Annotated in this window: 22 protein-coding genes and 1 tRNA gene; 17 read left to right on the forward strand and 6 right to left on the reverse strand. The window is 55.6% G+C overall.

The genetic code is table 11. The annotated features are described in order from the left end of the window. Nucleotides 1-54: 54 nt before the first annotated feature. The gene (locus tag L3069_RS04225; protein ID WP_063135990.1) at nucleotides 55-828 is read left to right on the forward strand and encodes a class I SAM-dependent methyltransferase; all 774 of its coding nucleotides are present in this window, start codon (nucleotides 55-57) and stop codon (nucleotides 826-828) included. A gap of 52 nt (nucleotides 829-880) precedes the next feature. On the opposite strand, the gene mltD is transcribed toward L3069_RS04225, so the two are convergent. After that, nucleotides 881-2,245, reverse strand: a complete 1,365-nt coding sequence (gene mltD / locus L3069_RS04230; protein ID WP_022647128.1) for a murein transglycosylase D — start codon at nucleotides 2,243-2,245, stop codon at nucleotides 881-883. Between the two features lie 68 nt (nucleotides 2,246-2,313). Further along, on the reverse strand, nucleotides 2,314-3,072 hold the full coding sequence (gene gloB, locus L3069_RS04235; RefSeq protein ID WP_022647129.1) for a hydroxyacylglutathione hydrolase: 759 nt from the start codon (nucleotides 3,070-3,072) through the stop codon (nucleotides 2,314-2,316). A gap of 32 nt (nucleotides 3,073-3,104) precedes the next feature. Between gloB and L3069_RS04240 the strand changes: the two genes are divergently transcribed. Beyond that, nucleotides 3,105-3,821 carry a class I SAM-dependent methyltransferase gene (locus tag L3069_RS04240; RefSeq protein WP_023299381.1) on the forward strand — a complete coding sequence of 239 codons (717 nt, stop codon included), beginning with the start codon at nucleotides 3,105-3,107 and terminating at the stop codon, nucleotides 3,819-3,821. Here L3069_RS04240 and rnhA read toward each other — a convergent pair whose 3' ends face one another. Further along, a complete protein-coding gene (rnhA, locus tag L3069_RS04245) occupies nucleotides 3,822-4,400 on the reverse strand; it encodes a ribonuclease HI (RefSeq protein WP_160840538.1) in 579 nt (192 codons plus the stop codon). Here rnhA and dnaQ point away from each other — a divergent pair. The 9 genes from dnaQ to L3069_RS04290 all read left to right on the forward strand — a co-directional run bounded on the left by dnaQ (nucleotide 4,354) and on the right by L3069_RS04290 (nucleotide 13,455). Further along, complete coding sequence (gene dnaQ / locus L3069_RS04250; RefSeq protein WP_072201000.1) at nucleotides 4,354-5,085, forward strand: DNA polymerase III subunit epsilon; 732 nt, start codon at nucleotides 4,354-4,356, stop codon at nucleotides 5,083-5,085. The two genes, rnhA and dnaQ, sit on opposite strands and share 47 nt — an antisense overlap. A 132-nt stretch (nucleotides 5,086-5,217) precedes the next feature. Then, nucleotides 5,218-5,294 (forward strand) — tRNA-Asp (locus L3069_RS04255). Nucleotides 5,295-5,680: 386 nt separating this feature from the next. Beyond that, nucleotides 5,681-6,400: a FadR/GntR family transcriptional regulator gene (locus L3069_RS04260; protein ID WP_022647132.1), complete on the forward strand. Its 720-nt coding sequence runs from the start codon at nucleotides 5,681-5,683 to the stop codon at nucleotides 6,398-6,400. Then, nucleotides 6,397-7,410, forward strand: coding sequence for an ABC transporter ATP-binding protein (locus tag L3069_RS04265; protein ID WP_038415388.1), 1,014 nt, complete (start codon nucleotides 6,397-6,399; stop codon nucleotides 7,408-7,410). The genes L3069_RS04260 and L3069_RS04265 overlap by 4 nt, the downstream gene beginning before the upstream one ends. Further along, entirely contained in the window at nucleotides 7,407-8,489 is a 1,083-nt protein-coding gene (locus L3069_RS04270) for an ABC transporter ATP-binding protein (protein WP_022647134.1), read from the forward strand. The genes L3069_RS04265 and L3069_RS04270 overlap by 4 nt, the downstream gene beginning before the upstream one ends. A gap of 2 nt (nucleotides 8,490-8,491) precedes the next feature. After that, entirely contained in the window at nucleotides 8,492-10,006 is a 1,515-nt protein-coding gene (locus L3069_RS04275) for an ABC transporter substrate-binding protein (RefSeq protein WP_023299385.1), read from the forward strand. Between the two features lie 18 nt (nucleotides 10,007-10,024). Continuing rightward, nucleotides 10,025-10,966: an ABC transporter permease gene (locus L3069_RS04280; RefSeq protein WP_038415390.1), complete on the forward strand. Its 942-nt coding sequence runs from the start codon at nucleotides 10,025-10,027 to the stop codon at nucleotides 10,964-10,966. A gap of 2 nt (nucleotides 10,967-10,968) precedes the next feature. Continuing rightward, nucleotides 10,969-11,844 carry an ABC transporter permease gene (locus L3069_RS04285; protein WP_022647137.1) on the forward strand — a complete coding sequence of 292 codons (876 nt, stop codon included), beginning with the start codon at nucleotides 10,969-10,971 and terminating at the stop codon, nucleotides 11,842-11,844. A gap of 9 nt (nucleotides 11,845-11,853) precedes the next feature. Further along, entirely contained in the window at nucleotides 11,854-13,455 is a 1,602-nt protein-coding gene (locus tag L3069_RS04290) for a gamma-glutamyltransferase family protein (RefSeq protein ID WP_038415392.1), read from the forward strand. A gap of 41 nt (nucleotides 13,456-13,496) precedes the next feature. On the opposite strand, the gene L3069_RS04295 is transcribed toward L3069_RS04290, so the two are convergent. Both L3069_RS04295 and fadE read right to left on the reverse strand, forming a co-directional pair. Beyond that, on the reverse strand, nucleotides 13,497-14,267 hold the full coding sequence (locus tag L3069_RS04295) for an amidohydrolase (RefSeq protein WP_038415394.1): 771 nt from the start codon (nucleotides 14,265-14,267) through the stop codon (nucleotides 13,497-13,499). Between the two features lie 107 nt (nucleotides 14,268-14,374). Further along, entirely contained in the window at nucleotides 14,375-16,819 is a 2,445-nt protein-coding gene (fadE, locus tag L3069_RS04300; protein ID WP_038415395.1) for an acyl-CoA dehydrogenase FadE, read from the reverse strand. A gap of 239 nt (nucleotides 16,820-17,058) precedes the next feature. On the opposite strand from fadE, the gene lpcA reads away from it, so the two are divergent. Both lpcA and L3069_RS04310 read left to right on the forward strand, forming a co-directional pair. After that, nucleotides 17,059-17,637, forward strand: coding sequence for a D-sedoheptulose 7-phosphate isomerase (gene lpcA / locus L3069_RS04305; protein ID WP_003863232.1), 579 nt, complete (start codon nucleotides 17,059-17,061; stop codon nucleotides 17,635-17,637). A gap of 48 nt (nucleotides 17,638-17,685) precedes the next feature. Next, nucleotides 17,686-18,453: a class II glutamine amidotransferase gene (locus tag L3069_RS04310; RefSeq protein WP_017383120.1), complete on the forward strand. Its 768-nt coding sequence runs from the start codon at nucleotides 17,686-17,688 to the stop codon at nucleotides 18,451-18,453. Here the strand turns inward: L3069_RS04310 and dpaA are convergent. Beyond that, nucleotides 18,424-19,164 carry a peptidoglycan meso-diaminopimelic acid protein amidase gene (gene dpaA / locus L3069_RS04315; protein ID WP_006810008.1) on the reverse strand — a complete coding sequence of 247 codons (741 nt, stop codon included), beginning with the start codon at nucleotides 19,162-19,164 and terminating at the stop codon, nucleotides 18,424-18,426. The two genes, L3069_RS04310 and dpaA, sit on opposite strands and share 30 nt — an antisense overlap. A gap of 300 nt (nucleotides 19,165-19,464) precedes the next feature. On the opposite strand from dpaA, the gene L3069_RS04320 reads away from it, so the two are divergent. From L3069_RS04320 to L3069_RS04335, 4 genes are read left to right on the forward strand one after another with little or no spacing between them, the layout of a single operon-like run. Beyond that, nucleotides 19,465-20,808, forward strand: a complete 1,344-nt coding sequence (locus L3069_RS04320) for a Na(+)-translocating NADH-quinone reductase subunit A (protein ID WP_038415398.1) — start codon at nucleotides 19,465-19,467, stop codon at nucleotides 20,806-20,808. 2 nt (nucleotides 20,809-20,810) lie between these two features. Beyond that, complete coding sequence (locus L3069_RS04325) at nucleotides 20,811-22,046, forward strand: NADH:ubiquinone reductase (Na(+)-transporting) subunit B (protein WP_022647143.1); 1,236 nt, start codon at nucleotides 20,811-20,813, stop codon at nucleotides 22,044-22,046. Beyond that, entirely contained in the window at nucleotides 22,039-22,833 is a 795-nt protein-coding gene (locus L3069_RS04330; protein ID WP_022647144.1) for a Na(+)-translocating NADH-quinone reductase subunit C, read from the forward strand. The genes L3069_RS04325 and L3069_RS04330 overlap by 8 nt, the downstream gene beginning before the upstream one ends. Next, a complete protein-coding gene (locus L3069_RS04335; protein WP_003863219.1) occupies nucleotides 22,826-23,464 on the forward strand; it encodes an NADH:ubiquinone reductase (Na(+)-transporting) subunit D in 639 nt (212 codons plus the stop codon). Before L3069_RS04330 ends, L3069_RS04335 begins: the two co-directional genes overlap by 8 nt. Nucleotides 23,465-23,466: the final 2 nt, after the last annotated feature.

Genomic DNA, 23,466 nt, shown 5'->3' on the forward strand with positions numbered 1-23,466 from the left:
GCAGGCCTGTGCGGGTGCTGCCCTTTATTTTTTAACCCATAAAAGGACAGCAACATGACAACAACACACTCCCATCATGACAACGTCGAAAAACAGTTTGGTTCTCAGGCAAGTGCCTACCTGAGCAGTGCCGTACATGCCTCTGGCCGCGATCTGGTACGTCTCGGCGAACGGCTCGCCGCGTTTCCTGACGCGCACGTGCTGGACTTAGGCTGCGGAGCGGGGCACGCCAGTTTTACCGCCGCACAGCAGGTTGCTCAGGTGACGGCGTATGACTTATCGAGCCAGATGCTGGATGTGGTTGCTGAAGCGGCGAAAGCGAAAGGGCTGAATAACGTCACGACGCGACAGGGCTACGCTGAATCTTTACCCTTTGAGGATGCATCCTTTGAGGCTGTGATTAGCCGTTACTCTGCACACCACTGGCATGATGTGGGGCAGGCATTACGGGAAGTGAAACGCGTGCTCAAACCGGGCGGAATATTCATCATCATGGACGTGATGTCTCCCGGGCATCCGGTACGGAATATCTGGCTCCAGACGGTTGAAGCGCTGCGTGATACCTCGCACGTGCAAAACTACTCCAGTGGAGAGTGGCTTACGTTTATCACCGAAGCTGGCTTGATTTCACGCTCATTGATAACCGACCGTTTGCCGCTGGAGTTCACGTCATGGATTGCACGGATGCGCACACCGGAGGCATTAACTCAGGCGATCCGATTGTATCAGGAGATTGCCTCTGCTGATGTCAAGGCGTACTTTGAATTGCATGACGATGGTTCGTTTACCAGCGACACCATTATGGCTGAAGCGCAAAAAGCGGGATAAACAAAAAAGGCACCGAGGGGAATCGGTGCCTTTTTAATAAGCGATCGTACTATCAGGAATCTGGCGTAGCGCTGTTTTTCACAAACAACGTCAGCTGGTCGCCAGGTTGCAGGTTGTCAGTATCGTTGTTCCAGCGCATCACATCTTTGATGTTTACGCCGTGACGCTTAGCAATACTGGACAGCGAGTCGCCTTTACGTACGCGATAGGTAATGCTATCGCTGTTTTTAGCGAGACGCTGTGCGCTGCTACCTGCACCTACGGTCAGCGTTTGACCCACTTTCAGACCGGATCCGCGCAGATTATTCCACTGCTGGAGATCTTTCGTATTCACGCCAAGACGTGATGCAATACCTGAAAGCGTATCACCTGAACGCACCTTATAGCTGCGGCTGCTTACAGGCGACGTATCAGCAATCAGCGTAGACTGAACGGCTGCAATTTCACCCGAAGCTAAAGACTCACGTAACTGCTCCGCGTGTTTCTGCGGAACCATCACATAGCGCGGGCCGCTTGCACCCAGCGTGGAGCCTTTAACACCTGCATTAAAGGTTTTAAGCTTACTTACCGACATACCCGTCATATCGGCAACCTGTTGAATATCAACAGGGCTGCTGAGGCGGACACGCGCCAGTGCACGACTTTCGTCTGGTGTTGGCAGTTGTACACCGTAACGTTTGCTGTTCTTGAGAATGTCACTCAATGCCAGCATTTTCGGTACGTAAATCTTTGTTTCCTGTGGCAGTGAGAGCGACCAGAAGTCTGTGGATTTTCCACGCGCTTTATTCGCTTTCATTGCCTTCAGTACACGACCTTCACCACTGTTATACGCCGCGACAGTCAATAACCAGTCGCCGTCAAACATCTTGTTCAGACGTTGCATCATGTCGAGAGCGGCTGTCGTTGAAGCGACAACATCACGACGCGCATCGTAGTTGCGGGTCTGCTTTAAACCATAATTTCGCCCTGTGCTCGGAATGATCTGCCAGATGCCTGCTGCATTGGCGCCAGACGTCGCGTGCGGGTCAAAAGCGCTCTCCACTATGGGTAGTAGTACCAGTTCCATAGGCATGTTACGTTTCTTAACTTGCCCTGCTATCCAGTACATATACGGCTCTGCCCGTAATGTTACATCGTGGAGATAGCTCTTATTTCTCAAATACTTCTGTTTCTGTTCGCGAATCCGGCTGTTTTCCGGAATTCCCATCTTTAGCTCGTCGCCAATAGAGGCCCACAAGTCTTGTTCCTGCGCGAAGGATGTCCCATCGTCCAACCATCGCGCCTGACTTGTAAACTTCCCTGCTTCCCCTTGACCAGCCGCAGAAAGGCTCTGTGCGTGCTGTTGTACGTTGCTGCCGTTTTGTGACTGGCAACCTACAAGCAGGACAGAGGCGAGTAATATCGCTTTTGCCTTCATGTGTGTGTCAATAGTTGCTTAAAAGACGAGCGATGATAACGGCGAAATTTTGAAAAGGCAACCCGCAATTATCTGAAGTTATCTTTCTTTGACCTTAACCATGCAAATCGCGCTTCAGGTTGTAACAAATTTGTTTCTTGATTAATTTTATTAATTAAATCAACGTCATTCGTTCTTAAAAATAAATTTATTTGTCGCTCATTTTTCAGAATTACGGGGAGTGTTTTTTGGTTTTTTGCACGTAACTCCTTCACTTTCTGGTAATAATCCTGAATCGCCCGATCCTCTGGTAGTACGCTTGCAGCAAACTTCATATTCCCTAATGTATACTCATGTGCGCAACAAATTACGGTGTCGGCTGGCAGCGCATTAATTTTTTGTAAAGATTGATACATCTGTTCTGGCGTGCCTTCAAACAGCCTTCCACAGCCGCCGGAAAACAGCGTGTCGCCACAAAAAAGATAAGGTTTGCTGTAGAAACAGAGATGACCGGAAGTGTGACCTGGCGTAGCAAATACGGAAAACTCGCACCCGAGGATGAGGATACTTTCGCCTTCTTCGACAACTTGCGTCGTACCCTTATCCTGTGTCTCTGCTGGTCCGTAGACGGGAATATGGGGATAGCGCGCAAGGAGATCGGGAACACCCCCGACATGATCGTGATGGTGATGGGTAAGGAGGATCGCTTCAGGCTGCCAGTCGTTTTCTTCTATCGCGTGCAGGATCGGTACGGATTCGCCGGGATCAACAATGATGCATCTGCGATCGTCATCGACTAAAACCCAGATGTAATTGTCCTGAAAGGCGGAAATACTGATAAGATTCATGCATTACCTCTTATAGCGTGGCGGGTGTTTTGATGAAACCGGCAAGGATACCTCAGACTGTCGCACCACCGGAACGTTGGGCAGAGTTGCCCTGGGGTGAATATTATCGCGAGGCCTTAGAACTTCAGCTTAAACCCTGGCTCGCGAAAATGTATGGTTTTCACCTGCTTAAGATTGGCAATCTGAGCGCAGAAATCAATACCGAAAGCTGCGCTATCTCGCATCAGGTTAGCGTATCGCTTAATGGCTCCCCGGTTCAGGTGAAGGCTGATCCGCTGCATTTGCCTTTTGCGGAAAAATCCATTGATGCCTGTCTGCTCGCCCATACGCTGCCCTGGTGCAGCGATCCCCATCGTCTGCTGCGGGAAGCCGACCGCGTTTTGATTGATGACGGCTGGCTGATCCTGAGCGGTTTTAATCCGCTGAGTCTGATCGGGCTACGTAAACTGACGCCCGTTCTGCGCCGCACGGCGCCATATAACAGCCGGATGTTTACCATGATGCGCCAGCTGGACTGGCTTTCACTGTTAAATTTCGAAGTGCTGAGCTACGGGGGTTTTCAGGTCATCCCCTGGACGCGTAAAGGCGGGGTCTTATTAAGTACCCATTTACCCGCGCTGGGCTGCATGCAATTTATTGTCGCGCGTAAGAGGACGATCCCACTTACGCTCAACCCAATGAAGCAAAGCAAATCAAAAACGCGGATCCGCCAGACCGTGGGTGCCACGCGGCAGTACAAAAAACCGTGATCAGGATTCAGGTTGATAACCTGCATCCTCATGGGTTGGGTTTGATGCCGCCGCGCGAGCCAGCTCGTCACAGCGTTCGTTTTCAGGGTGACCGGCGTGCCCCTTTACCCACTCCCATTTGATTTCGTGCTGACCGAGGGCGGCATCAAGACGCTTCCAGAGATCGACATTCTTGACGGGTTTTTTCTCTGCCGTTTTCCAACCGCGCTTTTTCCAGTTGTGGATCCATTGGGTAATGCCCTGGCGAACATACTGGCTGTCGGTACTCAGCACCACGTCACAATGTTCTTTTAAGGCTTCCAGCGCCACGATGGCCGCCATCAACTCCATGCGGTTGTTGGTGGTCAGGAAATAGCCTTCACTAAATGTTTTTTCATGCTGGCGATAGCGCATAATGGCGCCATAGCCGCCGGGCCCTGGGTTACCGAGACAAGATCCATCGGTGAAAATTTCTACCTGTTTACGCATCTCTGGTAGACTTCCTGTATTTGAAACGTTCAGTAAAACGATAAGTCTGACATAAATGACCGCTATGAGCACTGCAATTACTCGCCAGATTGTTCTTGATACCGAAACCACCGGTATGAACCAGATTGGCGCCCACTACGAAGGGCACAAAATCATTGAGATTGGTGCCGTTGAAGTGGTGAACCGCCGTCTTACGGGCAACAACTTCCACGTTTACCTCAAACCCGATCGGCTGGTGGATCCGGAAGCGTTCGGCGTTCACGGGATTGCCGATGAGTTTTTGCTGGATAAGCCCACCTTCGCCGATGTCGCGGATGAATTTCTCGACTACATCAGAGGTGCGGAACTTGTCATTCATAACGCGTCGTTCGATATCGGCTTTATGGACTATGAGTTCAGCAAGCTCAACCGCGATATTCCAAAGACCAATACGTTCTGTAAAGTCACGGATAGCCTGGCGCTGGCAAGGAAGATGTTTCCCGGCAAGCGTAACAGCCTTGATGCCCTGTGCTCTCGCTATGAGATAGACAACACCAAGCGAACCCTGCACGGCGCATTGCTCGATGCCCAGATCCTGGCCGATGTTTACCTGACCATGACCGGCGGGCAAACGTCGATAAAATTCAGTATGGAAAATGAATCCCAGCAGACGCGGGATGAAGGCGGCATTCAGCGTGTCGTGCGCCAGGCTAATCGCCTGCGGGTTGTTTTAGCCAGTGATGAAGAGCTAATGAACCACGAATCTCGCCTCGATTTAGTGCAGAAGAAGGGCGGAAGCTGTCTGTGGCGTGGATGAAAAAAGGCGGAAACGTTTGTTAAATCGCCGTTTGGGTGATTTTTGCAGCAAACGATTCAAAACCTGAGAAAAAGCGTTGACGAGTTCAGAGGCAAACCGTAATATTCGCCTCGTTCCCCAAACGGGAACAGTGGAGCGGTAGTTCAGTCGGTTAGAATACCTGCCTGTCACGCAGGGGGTCGCGGGTTCGAGTCCCGTCCGTTCCGCCACTATTCAGAAAGCCTGAATCAGAAATGATTCAGGCTTTCGTCGTTTTATACTCCCTACACTCGCTTATCTCTCTTCTTATTTTCGTTAACAAAAAGTTAATATAATCAGTGCAATTTATTAACATTTGCACGGTTTTAGTGCGTTATTTGCACTGCTTTTGTGCATTGTTTGCCCATCCCCTCTCCGAACCTCACTTAGTTATGTAATAATTATGTAAAAATAATTCATAAGAAATCATTCGGTTACCGATCATTTTTCAGAAAAGATCTGAACCAATGCGCTATTGGTTCGCTTATTGCTTAATCATTAGCACGATAAGTAGTCCGTCATATCAATAACTTATCGTTAATAAAAATAAAGTCATGATGAAAGCGAGCGAACCAATATGGAAAAACCTTCACGGGTTTTAGCAAATTCCAGCACCGCGCTTGACCAGTTGCGCGGGCTTATCAACCAGCACGAGTCAACACCAGGCACTCCGCTGCCCACTGAACGTGAGCTATCGGAAACACTCGGCGTAGGACGACGCGAAGTGCGTCGCGCGCTGGACGTGCTGGAAGAAGAAGGGCGGATCTGGCGCAAGCAGGGCAAAGGTACCTTCATTGGTCCGGCTGCCCCTGTTGAGCCGTTGGCGCTTCAGGGATTGGTTCAGCAAACCAACCTGCTGGAAGTCATGGAAGCTCGACTACAGCTCGAACCCGGCTTAGCCCGACTTGCGGCACTGCGTGCCACCAGGGAAAACCTCGCGCTCATGCAGCGCATGCTGGAACGCATTGACAAGGTCAGCCCGGATGACCGCGATCTTAACGAACTGTGGGATAGCGCCTTTCACCGCGCCATTGCGGAAGCTGCCGGCAACCGCCTGATGCTAGGGCTTTTCGATGCGATAGATGCCGTCCGCCGGGAGCCCGGCTGGCAGTATTTACGCGAGCTTGCCCGCACCCCCGAACGTGTCGACAACTACAACGACCACCATCACAAAATCATGTCAGCGATTATTCATCGCCAGCCTAATGAAGCTGCGGCCGCCATGCGCGAACACCTGCTCAGCCTGCAAACCGCCCTGATTCAGGCCATCCACCTTGAGGACGATTCCACGCTATGACGACGATACCCTTTAAGGACTCCACTCCCGTACTGCGGCTGCAAAACCTCAACGTTAAATTCGCGGGCTCGCCGGTGAGTGTGCTCGAAGATATCTCGCTGATGGTAAGGGCGGGCGAAACGCTGGCGCTGGTGGGCGAGTCCGGCTGTGGTAAAAGCATCACTTCCCTGGCGCTGATGGGGTTATTGCCTGCCAGCGCCAGGATCGTCAGCGGGGAGATGCACTTCCGCCGCCACGATCTGCGCAAGCTCTCGCCGCGCGAGTATGCCAATCTGCGCGGCAGCGAGCTGGCGATGATATTCCAGGAGCCCATGACCTCGCTCAACCCGGCTTTCACGCTTGGCGATCAGCTCAGTGAAGCGGTGATGCGCCATCAAACGATCTCCCGGGCTGAGGCGATGACGGTTGCGCTACAGATCCTGGAGAAGGTGCAGATCCCGGCCGCAGAGATGCGCCTCAAGGCTTACCCGCATCAGCTTTCCGGCGGTATGCGCCAGCGCGTGATGATTGCGATGGCCCTGATAAACCATCCCAAATTACTGATCGCTGACGAACCCACTACCGCTCTGGACGTGACCATTCAGGCGCAAATTCTCGCCCTGCTCAATACCCTAAAAGAAGAAACGGGCACGGCGGTGCTGATGATCACTCACGATTTAGGCGTGGTGGCCGAAGTGGCACAGCAGGTGGCGGTAATGTACGCCGGACAGGTAGTAGAGCAGGGAAGCGTCGAGGCGATATTTGCCGACCCGCAGCACCCGTACACAATTGGCCTGATGGGCTCGATCCCCTCCCTTGGCGTACGCAAGGGCCAGCTTTCCACCATTCCCGGATCGGTCCCGCTGCCGGAATCTATGCCTCAGGGCTGCCGCTTCGCCACCCGGTGTCCCTTCGCGCAGACGCGCTGTCATGCTGAAAAACCACCGCTCACTATGCTCGGCACGGGTCATCAGGTTGCCTGCTTCCGCGTGCCGCTGGAACAACACATTGCCCTGGGAGAAATTGCATGACCACGCCCATTCTTGAAGCCCGGGATCTGAGCAAGCTTTTCCCCGGCCCGAAAAAACTGTTTACGCCGGCCCGCTTTGTCACGGCTGTTGACCGCGTTTCACTGTCGGTGCTGCCAGGCGAAACGCTGGCTATTGTCGGCGAATCAGGTTCCGGGAAATCCACCCTCGGCCGGCTGCTGCTGCGCCTGCTGGGCGCCAGCGAAGGGCGCGTATTTTATCAGGGTGAGGAGATCACCCACGCCTCAGGCGCACGTCTGAACCAGCTCCGGCGTGAGCTACAGATCATCTTTCAGGATCCCTTCGCCTCGCTGAACCCGCGCATGACGGTAGAACAGATTGTCGGTGAGCCGCTGTGGCTGCACCAGAACATGAAAAAAGCGGATCGCCAGTACCACGTCGCCGAGCTGCTCAGGACGGTCGGCTTGCCCGCGGCCTGGGCCGGACGTTATCCGCACGAATTTTCCGGCGGGCAGCGTCAGCGTATCGGCATTGCGCGCGCGCTGGCGTCAGGCCCAAAGCTGCTGCTGGGCGATGAACCGGTTTCCGCACTGGATGTTTCCGTCCAGGCACAGGTGGTCAATTTACTGGAAAGCCTGAAGCACCAGTTGGGGCTAACGATGGTGATCGTCGCCCACGGTCTGGCAGTTATCCGTCATATGAGCGACCGCGTGGCGGTGATGTATCTTGGGCAAATCGTCGAGCTGGCCACCGTCGACGATATCTTCGACGCGCCGCTGCATCCTTATACCCAGGCATTAATTGCCTCTGCGCCGCAAATGCAGCCAGGCGTAGCGCGGGATGCGCCGCTGTTGCAGGGTGATTTACCGAACCCGGCTAATCCGCCCTCCGGCTGCCGTTTCCACACCCGTTGCCCCTATGTTAGCGATGAATGTCGTCAGGTTGAGCCGATTCATCAGGTAATCGACGGCGGACGTCAGGTCGCCTGCCACCGCTGGCAGGAGATTAATCGCGATCGCAGCGTTATACAGATCGCACCGCCATCCGCCGCATTTTTGCGCCGCCGCGCGCTGTTTGAACACGCGGCTACTCACTCCTCCCTTCCTTCAAGGAACTCATGATAATGACAATGCGTAATTCTCTTTTGACCGTACTGGGAAGTGTTATGTTGCTTGGTGCGGCGCTGCCCGCCCATTCTGAAAGCGTGCTGCGAATCGGCCTGGGTGCAGATCCGGACATGCTGGACCCGCATCTGGCGCGTACCTATTATGGCCGCTTCGTCTTTGCCTCCCTGTGTGACCGGCTAGTGGACGTGGACGAGCACCTCAAGGTGGTGCCGGGACTGGCGAAATCCTGGGCGTGGAGCGATGACGGCAAAACGCTGACCCTGGATCTCCGTGAAGGCGTGGCCTTCCACGACGGTGAAAAATTCGATGCCGCCGCCGCGAAATACAACCTCGACCGGGCCCTGACGCTAAAAGGCTCTCTGCGTAAAAGTGAACTCTCTTCTGTTGAGTCGGTGGAGGTCACCGGCCCGATGCAGATAGCCCTGCACCTGAAAACGCCGGATGCCGCACTTCTGATGCAGCTCACCGATCGCGCAGGCGCAATGATGGCGCCGGAAGCCGCGAAAAAAGCCGATTTTGCCGCCCATCCGGTCTGTTCCGGCCCCTATAAATTCGACAGCCGCGTGTCGCAGGACCGCATTGTGCTGACCCGCTTCGACAACTACTGGAACAAAGACGCCTACCACTTCGATAAAATTATCTATCTGCCGATCCCGGATGCCTCCGTGCGCCTGGCGAACCTGCGCGCGGGCGATCTCGACCTGACCGAAGGCATTGCCGCCAGCGACGTCAAAACCGTCGAAGCCGACAGCAAGCTGGCGCTGGCGAAGGTGACGGGCCTCGGATACCAGGGCATCACCTTTAATATTAACAATGGCAAAGTCCCGGCGAACGATCCCTTCAAAGATGCCCGCGTGCGTGAAGCATTTTCCCAGGCCATCGATCGCGATGCTTTAAACCAGGTAGTGTTCGAAGGGCTTTACACTCCGGCAAACCAGGCGTTTTCGCCGGTAAGCCCGTATCACGTCAATCTTCCGGTTCCCCCGCGTGACGTCGACAAAGCCAAAGCGCTGCTGAAAGCCGCAGGCGTCACCGCGCCGCTGACCGTCAATCTACTAGTGCCGAACAACCCAACCTCGCAGCAGGTGGGCCAGGTATTGCAGGCGATGGTGGCAGAGGCGGGCTTTAACCTGAACCTGCAAATGACCGAGTTCGCCACGCTGCTGGATCGCCAGCAGAGCGGTGACTACCAGTTGAGCTTCTCCGGCTGGTCGGGTCGCCCGGATCCAGATGGCAGCATCTACGGCTTTATCAACAGCAAAGGCACCCTCAACGACGGCCGCTACAGCAATGCTCAGGTGGATGAATGGCTGACGCAGGCGCGCCAGAGCACCGATCAGGCCGCTCGCCAGCCGCTGTATGACAAGGTTGTGAAGCAGCTTCAGACCGATATGCCGATTGCATACCTTTACTTCGAACCGCGCATTTTTGGCCTGAACAAGCGCGTGCAGGGCTTTAAAGCGTACCCGGACGGCATTGTGCGTCTGGCTGGCTTAACGCTGGCGAAATAAACCTCCTGAGGAGAACCCATGCTGGAACTGATTTGCAAACGTCTGCTGCTGGCTATACCCACTCTGCTGCTGGTGAGCATGATGGTGTTCGGCCTGCAAAAGCTGCTGCCTGGCGATCCGCTGATTGCCATGGCCGGGGAGGAGCGCGATCCGGCGGTGATCGCCCAGCTGCGTGCTGAGCTGAATCTGGACGCGCCGATCCCCGTGCAGTATTTCAACTGGCTGACGCGCGCGCTGCAAGGCGATCTGGGTGTCTCCTTACGCACTCATGAGCCGGTCACGCAACTGATTGCCAGCAAGCTGCCGGTCACGCTGGAACTGTCGCTGCTGGCGATGATTATCGCGCTGGTGTTTGGTATCAGCATGGGGATCCTCGCGGCGGTGAACAAAAACAGCTGGATCGATCACGGGGCGAATTTTGTGGCGATCTCGGGGATCTCAATACCGCACTTCTGGCTGGGGATCCTGCTGATTCTGGTCTTTTCAGTAAACCTGCAATGGTTGCCTGCGTCCGGTTATGTGCCGTTCAGTGAAGATCCGATCCAGAACCTGCGGACATTGCTGCTGCCCGCGTCCGTGCTCGGAACCGGCCTGGCGGCGACGCTGATGCGCCATACCCGCGCGTCGATGATTGCGGTGCTGAAAGCGGATTACATCCGCACCGCGCGCGCTAAGGGGCTGCTGCCGAAAGCGGTGATCCTGAAGCACGCCTTTCGCAATGCGCTGGTGCCGGTGATCACCCTCACCACGTTGCTGTTCGGCGAGCTGCTGGGCGGGGCGGTGCTGACCGAGCAGGTGTTCACCATTCCGGGCTTCGGCAAAATGATCGTCGACTCGGTGTTCAACCGCGACTACGCGGTGGTGCAGGGCGTAGTGCTGATCGTGGCGATCGGTTTCCTGATGCTCAACCTGCTGGCTGACGTGCTCTACGTCCTTATCAACCCGAAAATGCGAGGTTAATCATGGCGGAACTGACGACGCAAACCGTGGCGCCCGCGCTGCCGCGCGCGCAAAACCGGGTGCTGAAAAAATTCCTCGCTAATAAAAGTGCGGTGATTGGCGCGATTGTGGTGGGCTTTTTTGTGCTGGTGGCGCTGCTGGCGCCGTGGATCGCGCCATTTGACCCGGTCAAAGCTAACTTCCTCGCGGTGCGCAAAGCGCCATCGGCGATGTACTGGTTCGGCACCGACGAGCTGGGGCGCGATATCTTGTCCCGCATTATCTGGGGGGCGAGAACCTCGCTGATGGCGGGCTGTATGTCGGTGGCGATCGCGGTTGTCATCGGCGTGCCGCTGGGGCTGGTGGCGGGTTATTTCCAGAAGATGTGGGACGGGGTGATCTCCCGCTTTATTGAGGCACTGCTGGCCTGTCCATTCCTGATCATGGCGATCGCGCTGGGAGCATTCTTAGGCCCAAGCCTGACGAATGCCATGATCGCTATTGGACTCTCGGCAATGCCGATCTTCGCCCGCCTGACGCGCGGCCAGGTGATCGCCATTCGCAACGAAGAGTACATCGACGGCGCGCGGGCGATTGGCCTGCCGGACCGCTGGATCATCATTAAATACGTTCTGCCCAACGTGATGTCACCTATCCTGGTGCAGGCCACGCTGGCCATTGCCTCGGCGATTATCGCCGAAGCCAGCCTTTCGTTTTTAGGGTTAGGCCAACAGCCGCCGAACCCATCCTGGGGCTCCATGCTCAACACCGCAAAAGGGTTTCTCGAACAGGCGCCGTGGATGTCGGTTTTCCCCGGCGTGGCGATTTTCCTTGCCGTTCAGGGCTTTAATTTACTCGGCGACGGGCTGCGCGATGCGCTCGATCCGCGCCACGACTAAGGAGTCATGATGACCAAAGCGCTCGATTTTACAACCGGTTACGATTCACGACGCCCGCCTATGATGGGCCATAACGCCGTTGCCACCTCGCAGCCGCTGGCGGCACAGGCGGGAATGAAGATGCTACAGCTGGGCGGAAATGCCGTTGATGCGGCGGTTGCGACCGCCATGGCGCTGACCGTTGTCGAGCCGACCGGCAACGGCATCGGCAGCGATGCTTTTGCCATTGTCTGGGACGGTGAAAAACTTCACGGTCTGAATGCGTCCGGTCGTTCGCCAGCCAGCTGGCATGCGGATCTGTTTGCCGGAAAAACCGCCGTACCGGAAATCGGCTGGGACGCGGTGACCGTGCCGGGTGCGGTGTCGGGCTGGGTGGCGCTGGCTGAACGTTTTGGCACGCTGCCGCTGACCACGCTCGCGCAGCCAGCCATTGATTACGCGCGTAACGGTTTCCCGGTCTCGCCGCTGATCGGCCATCTCTGGCAGCGCGGCTACAACAAGCTGAAAGATCAGCCCGGGTTTAGTGCCTGCTTTGCGCCGGAAGGCCGCGCGCCGCGCGTGGGGGAGATATTCCGTAACCCGGCGCAGGCGAACTCACTGGAGCTGATCGCCAAAACCAACGGCGACGCGTTTTACCGTGGCGAACTGGCGCAGAAAATTGCCGCCTTCGCCAAAGCACATGGTGCACACCTGACCGAAGCAGACCTGGCGAATCACCGTGTGGACTGGGTGGAACTGCTATCGCGCGACTTCGCGGGCGGTTCGGTGCAGGAATTGCCACCAAACGGTCAGGGGATCGCCACCCTGATTGCGCTCGGCATTCTGGAGCAGTGCGGCATCGAGAAACATCACCCGGATTCCGTGCAGGGGCTGCACCTCTCTATAGAGGCAATGAAGCTGGCGCTGGCGGATCTCGATCGCTACGTTGCGGATGAAGAGCATATGGAGTTTGCCGCCAAAGCGCTGCTGAGCGACCATTATCTGAAGTCGCGCGCCGCGCTTATCAATCACGATAAAGCCTCTGATTTTGTGTACGGATCGCCGACGCAGAGTGGGACGGTTTACCTCAGCGCAGCGGATTCCAGCGGGATGATGATCTCCTTTATTCAGTCCAATTTTATGGGCTTCGGTTCAGGGATCGTGGTGCCGGATACGGGGATCAGCCTGCAAAACCGCGGCTGCGGCTTTGTACTCGATCCCAAACACCCGAACGCGCTGGCGGGCAGCAAGCGTCCTTTCCACACCATCATTCCGGGCTTTGCGATGGACGGTAACGGCAAACCGCTGATGTCCTTCGGCGTGATGGGCGGCCCGATGCAGGCGCAGGGGCACATGCAGATGGCGCTGCGCATTATGCTGCACGGGCAAAACCCGCAAGCGGCGATTGACGCCCCGCGCTGGCGCGTGGTGCAGGGCAGGGAAGTGGTTGTTGAATCGACCTTCGATCGCAATACCATCGCGGCGCTGCGCGAGCGCGGACACCAGATCGTGGTGGAAGATCCGCTTCAGGATTACAATTTTGGCGGCGCGCAGGTGATTTACCGTATGCCGGAAGGGCACTACGTGGCTGCGACGGAGAGCCGCAAAGACGGGCAGGCGTTGGTGAGCTGATTTGTAGGCCGGGTAAGGCGCAGCCGCCACCCGGCTTTTTCTTATCCAATGCTAAATGGATCTGCATCCTGCCAGGCCGGAAACTTCTCCCGATACTCCTTTAACGCCGTTAACGAGATCTCAGCGTCAATTCGTGTCGCCTGATGCGGCTCGGCGGTGGCAATAATCTCACCCTGCGGACTGATCACCCGGCTGTCACCGCGATAGTGATGCCCGTTACCGTCCGTTCCTACACGGTTACAGCCAACGACATAAGCCTGATTTTCAATCGCGCGCGCGGTCAGTAAAGCCTGCCAGTGCAGGGAGCGTGGGGCGGGCCAGTTGGCGACGTACAACGCCAGGTCATAATCGTTGCGGTTGCGCGACCACACCGGGAAGCGCAGGTCATAGCAGACCAGCGGCAGAATACGCCAGCCGCGCCATTCAAATACCACGCGTTCGTTTCCGGCTTCATAATGTTGATGTTCATCCGCCATGCGGAACAGATGGCGCTTATCGTAGAAATGGACGTTTCCTTCCGGCTCGACCAGCAGGAAGCGATTGACCGGTCCGCGCCCGGTCTGGAGCGCGACGCTGCCGACAATCAGCGCGTTTGTTTCCTGCGCCCTGGCGTGCATCCAGGCCACCACCTCGTCCTGCGGCATGGACTGTTTTGCTGCCTCCATCGCGAAACCTGTGGTGAACATCTCCGGCAGGACAATCACATCGCGTCCGGTAATCTCTTCCAGCTGGCGATCAAAATGGCGAAGGTTGGCGGGGCCGTCCATCCACACTAAAGGTTGCTGCAAAACAGAAATCTTTAAACCAGGCACGATACAGGCTCCTTAATAAACACTTTTTGACACTGTAGCACGTCATTACCAGAAAATGTGGCAATAAAAAACCCCGCGCGGGGCGGGGTTTGTGAGAGCAAAATACCTTATGCCGCTTCAGGTTTGCGGTGCTTCTCTGGCAGCTTTACCGGCTGAGTCGCCAGCTCTTCTGGTTCGAAATCATCCACGTTAATACTGCGCAGACGGCTCTCTTCGGCTTTCACCAGAATCGCAGCTTCGCTGTTGTCGATGATGCCACCCGCCAGCGCCTGTTTTGCCAGCTCATCCAGTCGTGTAAACGGCAGGTTTTTGCCCAGCTGTTTGCAGATCTTCTGGTGAATCGGGTCGGCGGCCATCACGTCAAGCAGCGCTTCTTCCAGCAAACCTACCGGGTTATGCGGGGTAGGTTCCAGGTATTGACCACGGCCAATACGGGAACGGGTTGCGCTTGGTACCTGGAGGATCTTCGCCACTTTATGATCCAGCTTGTCAGACGGTGCCAGATGGTGACGACCGGTCGGGAAGATCACCGCGCGCAGGGCGCCCGCCACGAAGCGGTTCGGGAAGTTTGCCAGCAGGTCGTCAATCGCCTGTTCCGCCTGATACATCGCATCCTGCACGCCCCAGTGCACCAGCGGCAGATCCGCTTCCTGACGGCCTTCATCGTCGTAGCGTTTCAGCACCGCAGAGGCCAGGAAGATCTGGCTCAGCACATCACCCAGACGGGCGGAGATGCGTTCGCGACGCTTCAGGCTTCCGCCCAGAACGGCCATGGAGACGTCAGACAGCAGCGCCAGGTTAGCGCTCAGACGGTTCAGGTGTTGGTAGTAACGTTTAGTTGCATCGCGGGTCGGCGTCGCGCTGGTCAGCCCCCGCGTCAGGCCGAGCCAGAAGCTGCGAACTTCATTGCTGCCAACGTGACCGATATGTTTGAACAGCAGCTTGTCGAAGGCATCCACGTCGTTATTCTGCGCGGCGGCCATCTCTTCCAGCACGTAAGGATGGCAGCGAATCGCCCCCTGGCCGAAGATCATCATGCTGCGGGTCAGGATGTTTGCCCCTTCCACGGTGATGGCAATCGGTGCGCCCTGATAGCCGCGCGCCAGGAAGTTGCCTTCGCCAAGCATAATGCCTTTACCGCCTGCGATATCCATTGCATCAATAATTGACTGCTGTGCGCGGTGGGTACAGTGGTACTTCACAATCGCCGACAGCACGGCAGGTTTTTCGCCCAGCATAATACCGTAGGTAATCAGCGAGGCTGCGGCGTCCATCACGTAGGCATTGCCCGCAATGCGCGCCAGCGGCTCTTCGATACCTTCCATCTTGCCGATGGAGATTTTGAACTGACGGCGGATATGCGCGTAAGCCCCAATCCCCATCGCCACCGATTTCAGACCGCCGGTAGAGTTCGACGGTAGGGTAATGCCGCGGCCCACCGACAGACATTCCACCAGCATACGCCAGCCCTGACCGGCCATTTTCGGTCCACCGATGATGTAGTCAATCGGCACAAAGATATCCTGACCGCGAGTCGGGCCGTTCTGGAACGGTACGTTCAGCGGGAAATGACGACGACCAATTTCAACCCCCGGGGTCGAGGTTGGGATCAGCGCACAGGTAATGCCCAGATCTTCTTCACCGCCCAGCAGTTTTTCCGGGTCAGAAAGTTTGAACGCCAGACCGAGTACGGTGGCGATAGGCGCCAGGGTGATATAACGTTTGTTCCAGGTCAGGCGCATGCCCAGCACCTGTTCGCCCTGCCATTCGCCCATGCAGACCACGCCAGTATCCGGGATCGCACCGGCATCAGAACCGGCTTCCGGGCTGGTCAGCGCGAAGCACGGAATTTCCTGACCACGCGCCAGACGCGGCAGATAGTGATCTTTCTGCTCTTCCGTACCGTAATGCTGTAACAGCTCGCCCGGGCCTAAGGAGTTTGGCACGCCAACGGTGATCGCCAGGATCCCGGAAACACCCGCCAGTTTTTGCAGGACGCGAGCCTGAGCGTAAGCGGAGAATTCCAGACCGCCGTACTCTTTCTTAATGATCATCGCGAAGAAGCGATGCTCTTTCAGATATGCCCACAGCTCAGGCGGCAGGTCGGCCATTTCGTGAGTGATGGCAAAATCGTTCGCCATGCGGCAGGCTTCTTCCACCGGGCCGTCAATAAAGGCTTGTTCTTCGGCGGTCAGACGCGGCTGCGGGTAGTTGTGCAGCTTTTTCCAGTCCGGGTTGCCCTGGAACAGATCGCCTTCCCACCAGGTCGTGCCCGCATCAATCGCTTCTTTCTCCGTGCGCGACATCGGCGGCATCACTTTACGGAATCCCTTGAACACCGGCGCGGAGATCATCGACTTACGCATCGGCGTCAGGTTAAACGGCAGCAAAATGATTGCCAGGGGAACAAGTACCCAGATATTCCACAGGCCAACGACGCCAAGTGCAGCCGTCCAGGCCAGAAGAATCAGGCTACTCAGGAATAAACTGACACGGTGATAGAACAACACCCCGAGCAGCACAACGGTTGCGAAAATGCTCAAAATCATCATAAAGAAAAGCTCCCTTGCTTGTAGGAGGTCTGACCACTTGTGATGATATGGTTGTAGTTGATGTCATTTCCTTTAGCAATGCGTTTACAAAATAATTACAACCTGGTTCACATTGTTCGCGTTTTAGCCGGCACAAAAAATCAAAACGCCGGACGATTCGCATGGCTTTAGCTTCTCGCTTTTACTGCTATCCGGTACACTCCACTGTGTTATTTCATCAATACTGAAGGATTATCCTCATGTACCAGGATCTTATTCGTAACGAACTGAACGAAGCGGCGGAAACGCTGGCGAATTTTCTGAAAGATGATGCCAATATTCACGCTATTCAGCGCGCGGCGGTCCTGCTTGCCGACAGCTTCAAAGCCGGCGGTAAAGTGCTCTCCTGCGGTAACGGCGGTTCCCACTGTGACGCCATGCACTTCGCCGAAGAGCTGACCGGACGCTATCGCGAAAACCGTCCGGGCTACCCGGCGATTGCGATTTCCGACGTGAGCCACATCTCCTGTGTAGGCAACGACTTCGGTTACGACCATATCTTTTCCCGCTACGTTGAAGCCGTAGGCCGTGAAGGCGACGTGCTGCTGGGGATCTCCACGTCCGGTAACTCCGCTAACGTGATCAAAGCGATCGCCGCCGCGCGTGAGAAGGGCATGAAAGTGATCACCCTGACCGGGAAAGATGGCGGTAAGATGGACGGTACAGCGGACATTGAAATCCGTGTACCACACTTCGGTTATGCGGATCGCGTTCAGGAAATTCACATCAAAGTGATCCACATCCTGATCCAACTGATCGAAAAAGAGATGGTTAAGTAAGACTTCGCTGGGGGGCGCCGGTGCCCCCCGCTGTTGTGGAGGTGTTTTATGTGCGAACTGCTCGGGATGAGCGCCAATGTGCCAACCGATATCTGCTTTAGTTTCACCGGGCTGGTTCAGCGCGGTGGAGGAACCGGGCCGCATAAAGACGGCTGGGGCATTACCTTCTACGAAGGCAAAGGATGTCGCACGTTTAAAGATCCACAACCCAGCTTTAACTCACCCATTGCCAGACTGGTGCAGGACTATCCTATTAAATCCTGTTCGGTGATCGCCCATATCCGCCAGGCCAATCGCGGCGAAGTGGCGCTGGAAAATACCCATCCGTTTACCCGTGAACTGTGGGGACGTAACTGGACCTATGCGCACAACGGGCAGCTCTCGGGCTATAAATCACTGGAAACCGGCAATTTTCGTCCTGTCGGTGAAACGGACAGCGAAAAAGCATTTTGCTGGCTGCTGCACAAGCTGACCGAGCGCTACCCCCGTACGCCCGGCAACATGACCGCAGTATTTAAGTACATAGCGTCACTGGCGTCTGAGTTACGCGAGAAGGGCGTGTTTAATATGCTGCTGTCTGACGGACGCTACGTGATGGCATTCTGCTCGACGAATCTGTTCTGGATCACCCGACGTGCGCCGTTTGGCGTCGCCACGCTGCTCGATCAGGATGTGGAAATTGATTTTCAGAAGGAGACCACACCGAACGATGTGGTCACTGTCATTGCAACGCAGCCGCTGACGGGCAACGAAACCTGGCAAAAGATCATGCCAGGCGAGTGGGCGCTATTTTGTCTCGGGGACCGCGTAATTTGACGCCAGCTGAGGCTGAACCACTTCATGGCTGAGCGGTTTACTCACCACGTAACGGCCATTGACGATGGACACCACCGGCGGCTTATGGGTCTGCTCGAAGTAGTCATAACCCGGTTTTAGCTGTTTCCAGAAATCTGTGTAAACAGAGTACTTATGGCGCGCCATGTTGGCATCCGTCATACGGAACGGATAGATGCTGACCTGAACATTCGGCTGGCCGAAGACCAGTGCGCCCGTGACAAACTGGAAGATTTCATCAATGCCGGAATCCGTCATCGCATAACAGCCGACAGACACGCAGGCGCCGTGGATCATCAGGTATTTCCCTTCGTAACCGTGCGCACGGTCAAAGGCGTTAGGGAAACCGATGTTAATCGCTTTATAGAAGCGGCTGTCCGGTTTTAGCTGGTTACGCTGAACGTTGTAAAACCCTTCCGGACTTTTGAAGTCACCCTGGCGCTGTTTCGGCCCCAGTCCGCCAGAATAGTTACAGATTTTGTAGCTATCGAGCAGTTGATACGTCTCGCCCATTTTGACAAACAGATCGAGTGTGCGCTCTTCCTTGAAGATTTGAATATAAACAGGGGATCCCATCAACTGCTGTTTATACTCTTTGCTGACCGGCGTCGTTGAACTATTACTGCCAAGCAGCCCGGCAAACGACATGCACGGTATCAGAAGCATCGCAATGAACAATGCGATTTTACGCATACTACTGGTTCCTTGATAAAACAATGACCAACTTGCCAGAACGGCAAAAGACACCCGAAATCAGACTAATCTGGACAGGAGCGCTCACATTAGCACCGATGGAGATTTTCGCAAGAGCCAACCTTTGCGTTTACAAATTAGTTTTACTTTATAACCCATTCATATTGTCCTGACTCCAGGAACTTTGCGCAATAGCTCGCATTTCGGCGCGCCAGACGGCGGATTTACTGCCCTTGGCAGGGCCGAAAATGGTACACTCCGGCCTCTCTGGATTGTTGTTCATGGATACCTGCTAACCACATGTTTAGAATCAGAAAAGGACTCGATCTGCCAATCTCTGGCGTGCCTGAACAGCACGTAACGACCGGCGCCAGTATTCATCATGTCGCTATTGTGGGTGATGATTACGTGGGCATGCGCCCCGCGATGCTGGTACAGGAAGGCGATCGTGTAATAAAAGGCCAGGCACTCTTCGAGGATAAAAAAAATCCTGGCGTTATGTTTACAGCCCCTGCCAGCGGTACCGTCGTCGCCATCCATCGTGGTGAGCGTCGCGTCCTGCAGTCGGTTGTCATTCAAATTGAAGGTGACGAAAAACGCGAGTTTGCGCGTTTTGACGCCGCCGATCTCGCTACCCTCAGCCACGACGCGGTGCAGACGCAACTGCTGGAGTCAGGACTGTGGACGGCGCTTCGCACGCGTCCCTATAGCAAAACACCCGTACCTGGCACTGTGCCAGCCGCTATCTTCGTTACGGCCATCGACACTAACCCGCTCAGCGCGGATCCGCAGCCTCTTATCCTGGCGGAACGCAAAGCTTTCGATGCCGGCCTCACCGTGTTAACGCGCCTGACGCCGGGCAAAGTGCATGTCTGCCAGGCCAGCGGCGGTAAGCTGGGCGGGCATCCGCAAGGGCAGGTCGCCTTTAATGAATTTGCCGGCCCGCATCCGGCCGGGCTGGTGGGAACGCATATTCATTTCCTGGAGCCGGTAAGCCTGACGAAACAGGTCTGGCATCTTAATTATCAGGACGTGATCGCTATCGGTAAGCTCTTCACCACGGGTGAGCTGTGCGCAGAACGCATTATTGCCATCGGCGGCCCTCAGGCAACCCAACCGCGTCTGGTTCGCACGCTGCTTGGGGCAGACCTGACGGCGCTGTTGGCTGGCGAAACGAAAGAAGGTGAAAACCGCATTATTTCCGGTTCGGTGCTGAGCGGCAGGCACGCGACAGGCCCGATGGCCTGGCTGGGTCGTTTCCATCTTCAGGTGAGCGTGGTGCTTGAAGGGCGCGAGAAAGAGCTGTTCGGCTGGGTGCTGCCTGGCGCGGAAAAATACTCGGTAACCCGTACCACGCTCGGCCACTTTTTGCGTCGTAAGCTGTTTAACTTCTCCACCAGCTCCAACGGCGGTGAGCGCGCCATGGTCCCGATTGGCAACTACGAACGCGTGATGCCGCTGGATATTCTGCCCACTGTGCTGCTGCGCGATCTGCTGGCCGGCGATACCGACGGTGCCCAGGCGCTGGGCTGTCTGGAGCTGGACGAGGAAGATCTGGCGCTGTGTACCTATGTGTGTCCAGGTAAATACGAATATGGACCCGTATTGCGCGAGGTGTTAACCCGCATTGAGCAGGAAGGATAACCATGGGCTTAAAACACCTCTTTGAAAAAATTGAGCCGCACTTTACCGAAGGGAAGCTCAAAAAGTACTACCCGCTGTATGAAGCGACAACGACCATTTTCTACACCCCGGGTCTGGTGACGAAAGGCGCGGCGCACGTTCGCGACGCCATCGACCTCAAGCGAATGATGATTCTGGTCTGGTTTGCGGTCTTCCCGGCCATGTTCTGGGGGATGTATAACGTTGGGTTGCAGACTATTCCGGCGCTGCACCATATGTACGATGCAGAGCAGCTGGCGCAGGTGATTCAGTCTGACTGGCACTATCGTCTGGCGCAGTCGCTGGGGGTGAGCTTTGCGGCAGATGCAGGCTGGATCAGCATGATGACGCTGGGCGCTGTCTTCTTCCTCCCCATCTATATGACTGTCTTTATTGTGGGCGGTTTCTGGGAGGTTCTGTTCGCTATTATTCGCAAACATGAGATCAACGAGGGCTTCTTTGTTACCTCTATTCTGTTTGCGCTGATTGTTCCGCCAACGCTGCCGCTCTGGCAGGCGGCGATGGGGATCAGCTTTGGCGTGGTGATTGCCAAGGAGATCTTCGGCGGGACCGGACGCAACTTCCTCAACCCGGCACTGGCAGGGCGCGCGTTCCTGTTCTTTGCTTATCCGGCGCAAATCTCGGGCGACCTGGTGTGGACGGCAGCAGACGGATTCTCCGGCGCGACGCCACTTTCACAGTGGGCGGCAGGTGGCGGCGAAACGCTGGTTAACAATGCAACCGGACAGCCTGTCACCTGGTTTGATGCGTTTATTGGCAATATTCCAGGCTCCATCGGTGAAGTGTCTACCCTGATGATTTTGATCGGCGGAGCCATCATCCTCTTTGGCCGCGTGGCGTCCTGGCGCATTGTCGCTGGCGTCATGCTTGGGATGGTCCTCACCGCCACGCTTTTCAATTTCATTGGTTCAGACACTAACCCGATGTTCTCCATGCCGTGGTACTGGCACCTCGTGCTGGGAGGCTTTGCGTTTGGCATGATGTTCATGGCCACCGATCCCGTCTCGGCTTCGTTTACCGACAGAGGTAAATGGTGCTACGGCGCGCTCATTGGGGTGATGTGTGTACTGATTCGCGTGGTCAACCCGGCCTATCCGGAAGGGATGATGTTGGCCATTCTGTTTGCCAATCTGTTTGCGCCGCTGTTCGACTACCTGGTCGTGCGCGCCAACATTAAGCGGAGGAAGGCGCGTGGCTGAGATCAAAAATAACGACAGTATCAGCAAAACGCTGCTGGTGGTGCTGGTACTGTGTCTGGTCTGCTCCATTGTCGTGGCCGGTTCTGCCGTTGGGTTGAAACCGCTACAGCAGGAGCAACGTGCGCTGGATAAACAGCGTAACATCCTGGCCGTTGCCGGGCTGATGCAGGAAGGCATGACGAAGGATGACGTCGCAGCGGTGTTTGCCGAACGCATTACCGCACGGCTGGTGGATTTAAAAACCGGGGAGTTAATGGATAAAGACCCGGCGAAATATAACCAGGCGCTGGCGCTAAAAGATCCGCAGATGAGCACCATGCTTGACGCCTCGCAGGATCCGGCAGGCATTAAGCGCCGCAGCAATGTCGCGGAGATTTACCTCGTCCGCGACGAGCAAAAGCGCATCCAGGAAATCGTGTTGCCCATCTATGGCAACGGTTTATGGTCAATGATGTACGCCTTTGTGGCGCTGGATACCGATGGCCGTACGGTCAAAGGCATTACATATTACGATCAGGGCGAAACACCAGGGCTGGGGGGCGAAGTTGAGAACCCTAACTGGCGGGCACAGTTTGTCGGTAAAAAAGTGCTCGATGACAACGGCCAGCCTGCGCTGAAGGTGGTGAAAGGAGGAGCGCGTCCCGGTGATGAATTTGCCGTTGATGGCCTTTCCGGCGCTACGCTCACCTCTAATGGGGTGCAGCACAGCTTTGATTTCTGGATGGGTGAACTGGGCTTTGGTCCCTTCCTGAAGAATGTACGTGAAGGAGCGCTGAACAATGGCTGATACGGGTGAACTGAAAGAAGTTAAAAAGGTGCTGATTGGCCCACTTTTAGCCAATAACCCGATAACGCTTCAGGTGCTGGGTGTATGCTCGGCTCTGGCGGTAACCACCAAGCTGGAAACGGCGGTGGTCATGACGCTGGCGGTAACGCTGGTGACAGCGTTTTCCAGCATGTTTATCTCAATGATCCGCCACCACATACCCAACAGCGTGAGGATCATTGTCCAGATGGCGATCATCGCCTCGCTGGTGATCGTGGTTGATCAGCTTCTGCGCGCCTTCGCTTATGAAACCTCGAAGCAGCTTTCGGTGTTTGTCGGCCTGATTATCACCAACTGTATCGTGATGGGGCGCGCTGAAGCCTATGCGATGAAAATGCCGCCACTGGCGAGCTTTATGGACGGTATCGGCAACGGGCTGGGTTATGGCGTGATCCTGTTGACGGTTGGTTTCCTGCGCGAACTTATTGGCAGCGGCAAACTGTTTGGCATTCCGGTGCTGGATACGGTACAGAACGGCGGCTGGTATCTGCCGAACGGTTTGTTCCTGCTGGCACCAAGCGCATTTTTCATTATCGGTTTGCTGATCTGGCTGATTCGTACGCTGAAGCCTGAACAGCAGGAAAAGGAGTAACC

This window comes from Enterobacter cloacae complex sp. ECL411 (assembly GCF_021869665.1).
Taxonomy (GTDB): Bacteria; Pseudomonadota; Gammaproteobacteria; order Enterobacterales; family Enterobacteriaceae; genus Enterobacter; species Enterobacter intestinihominis.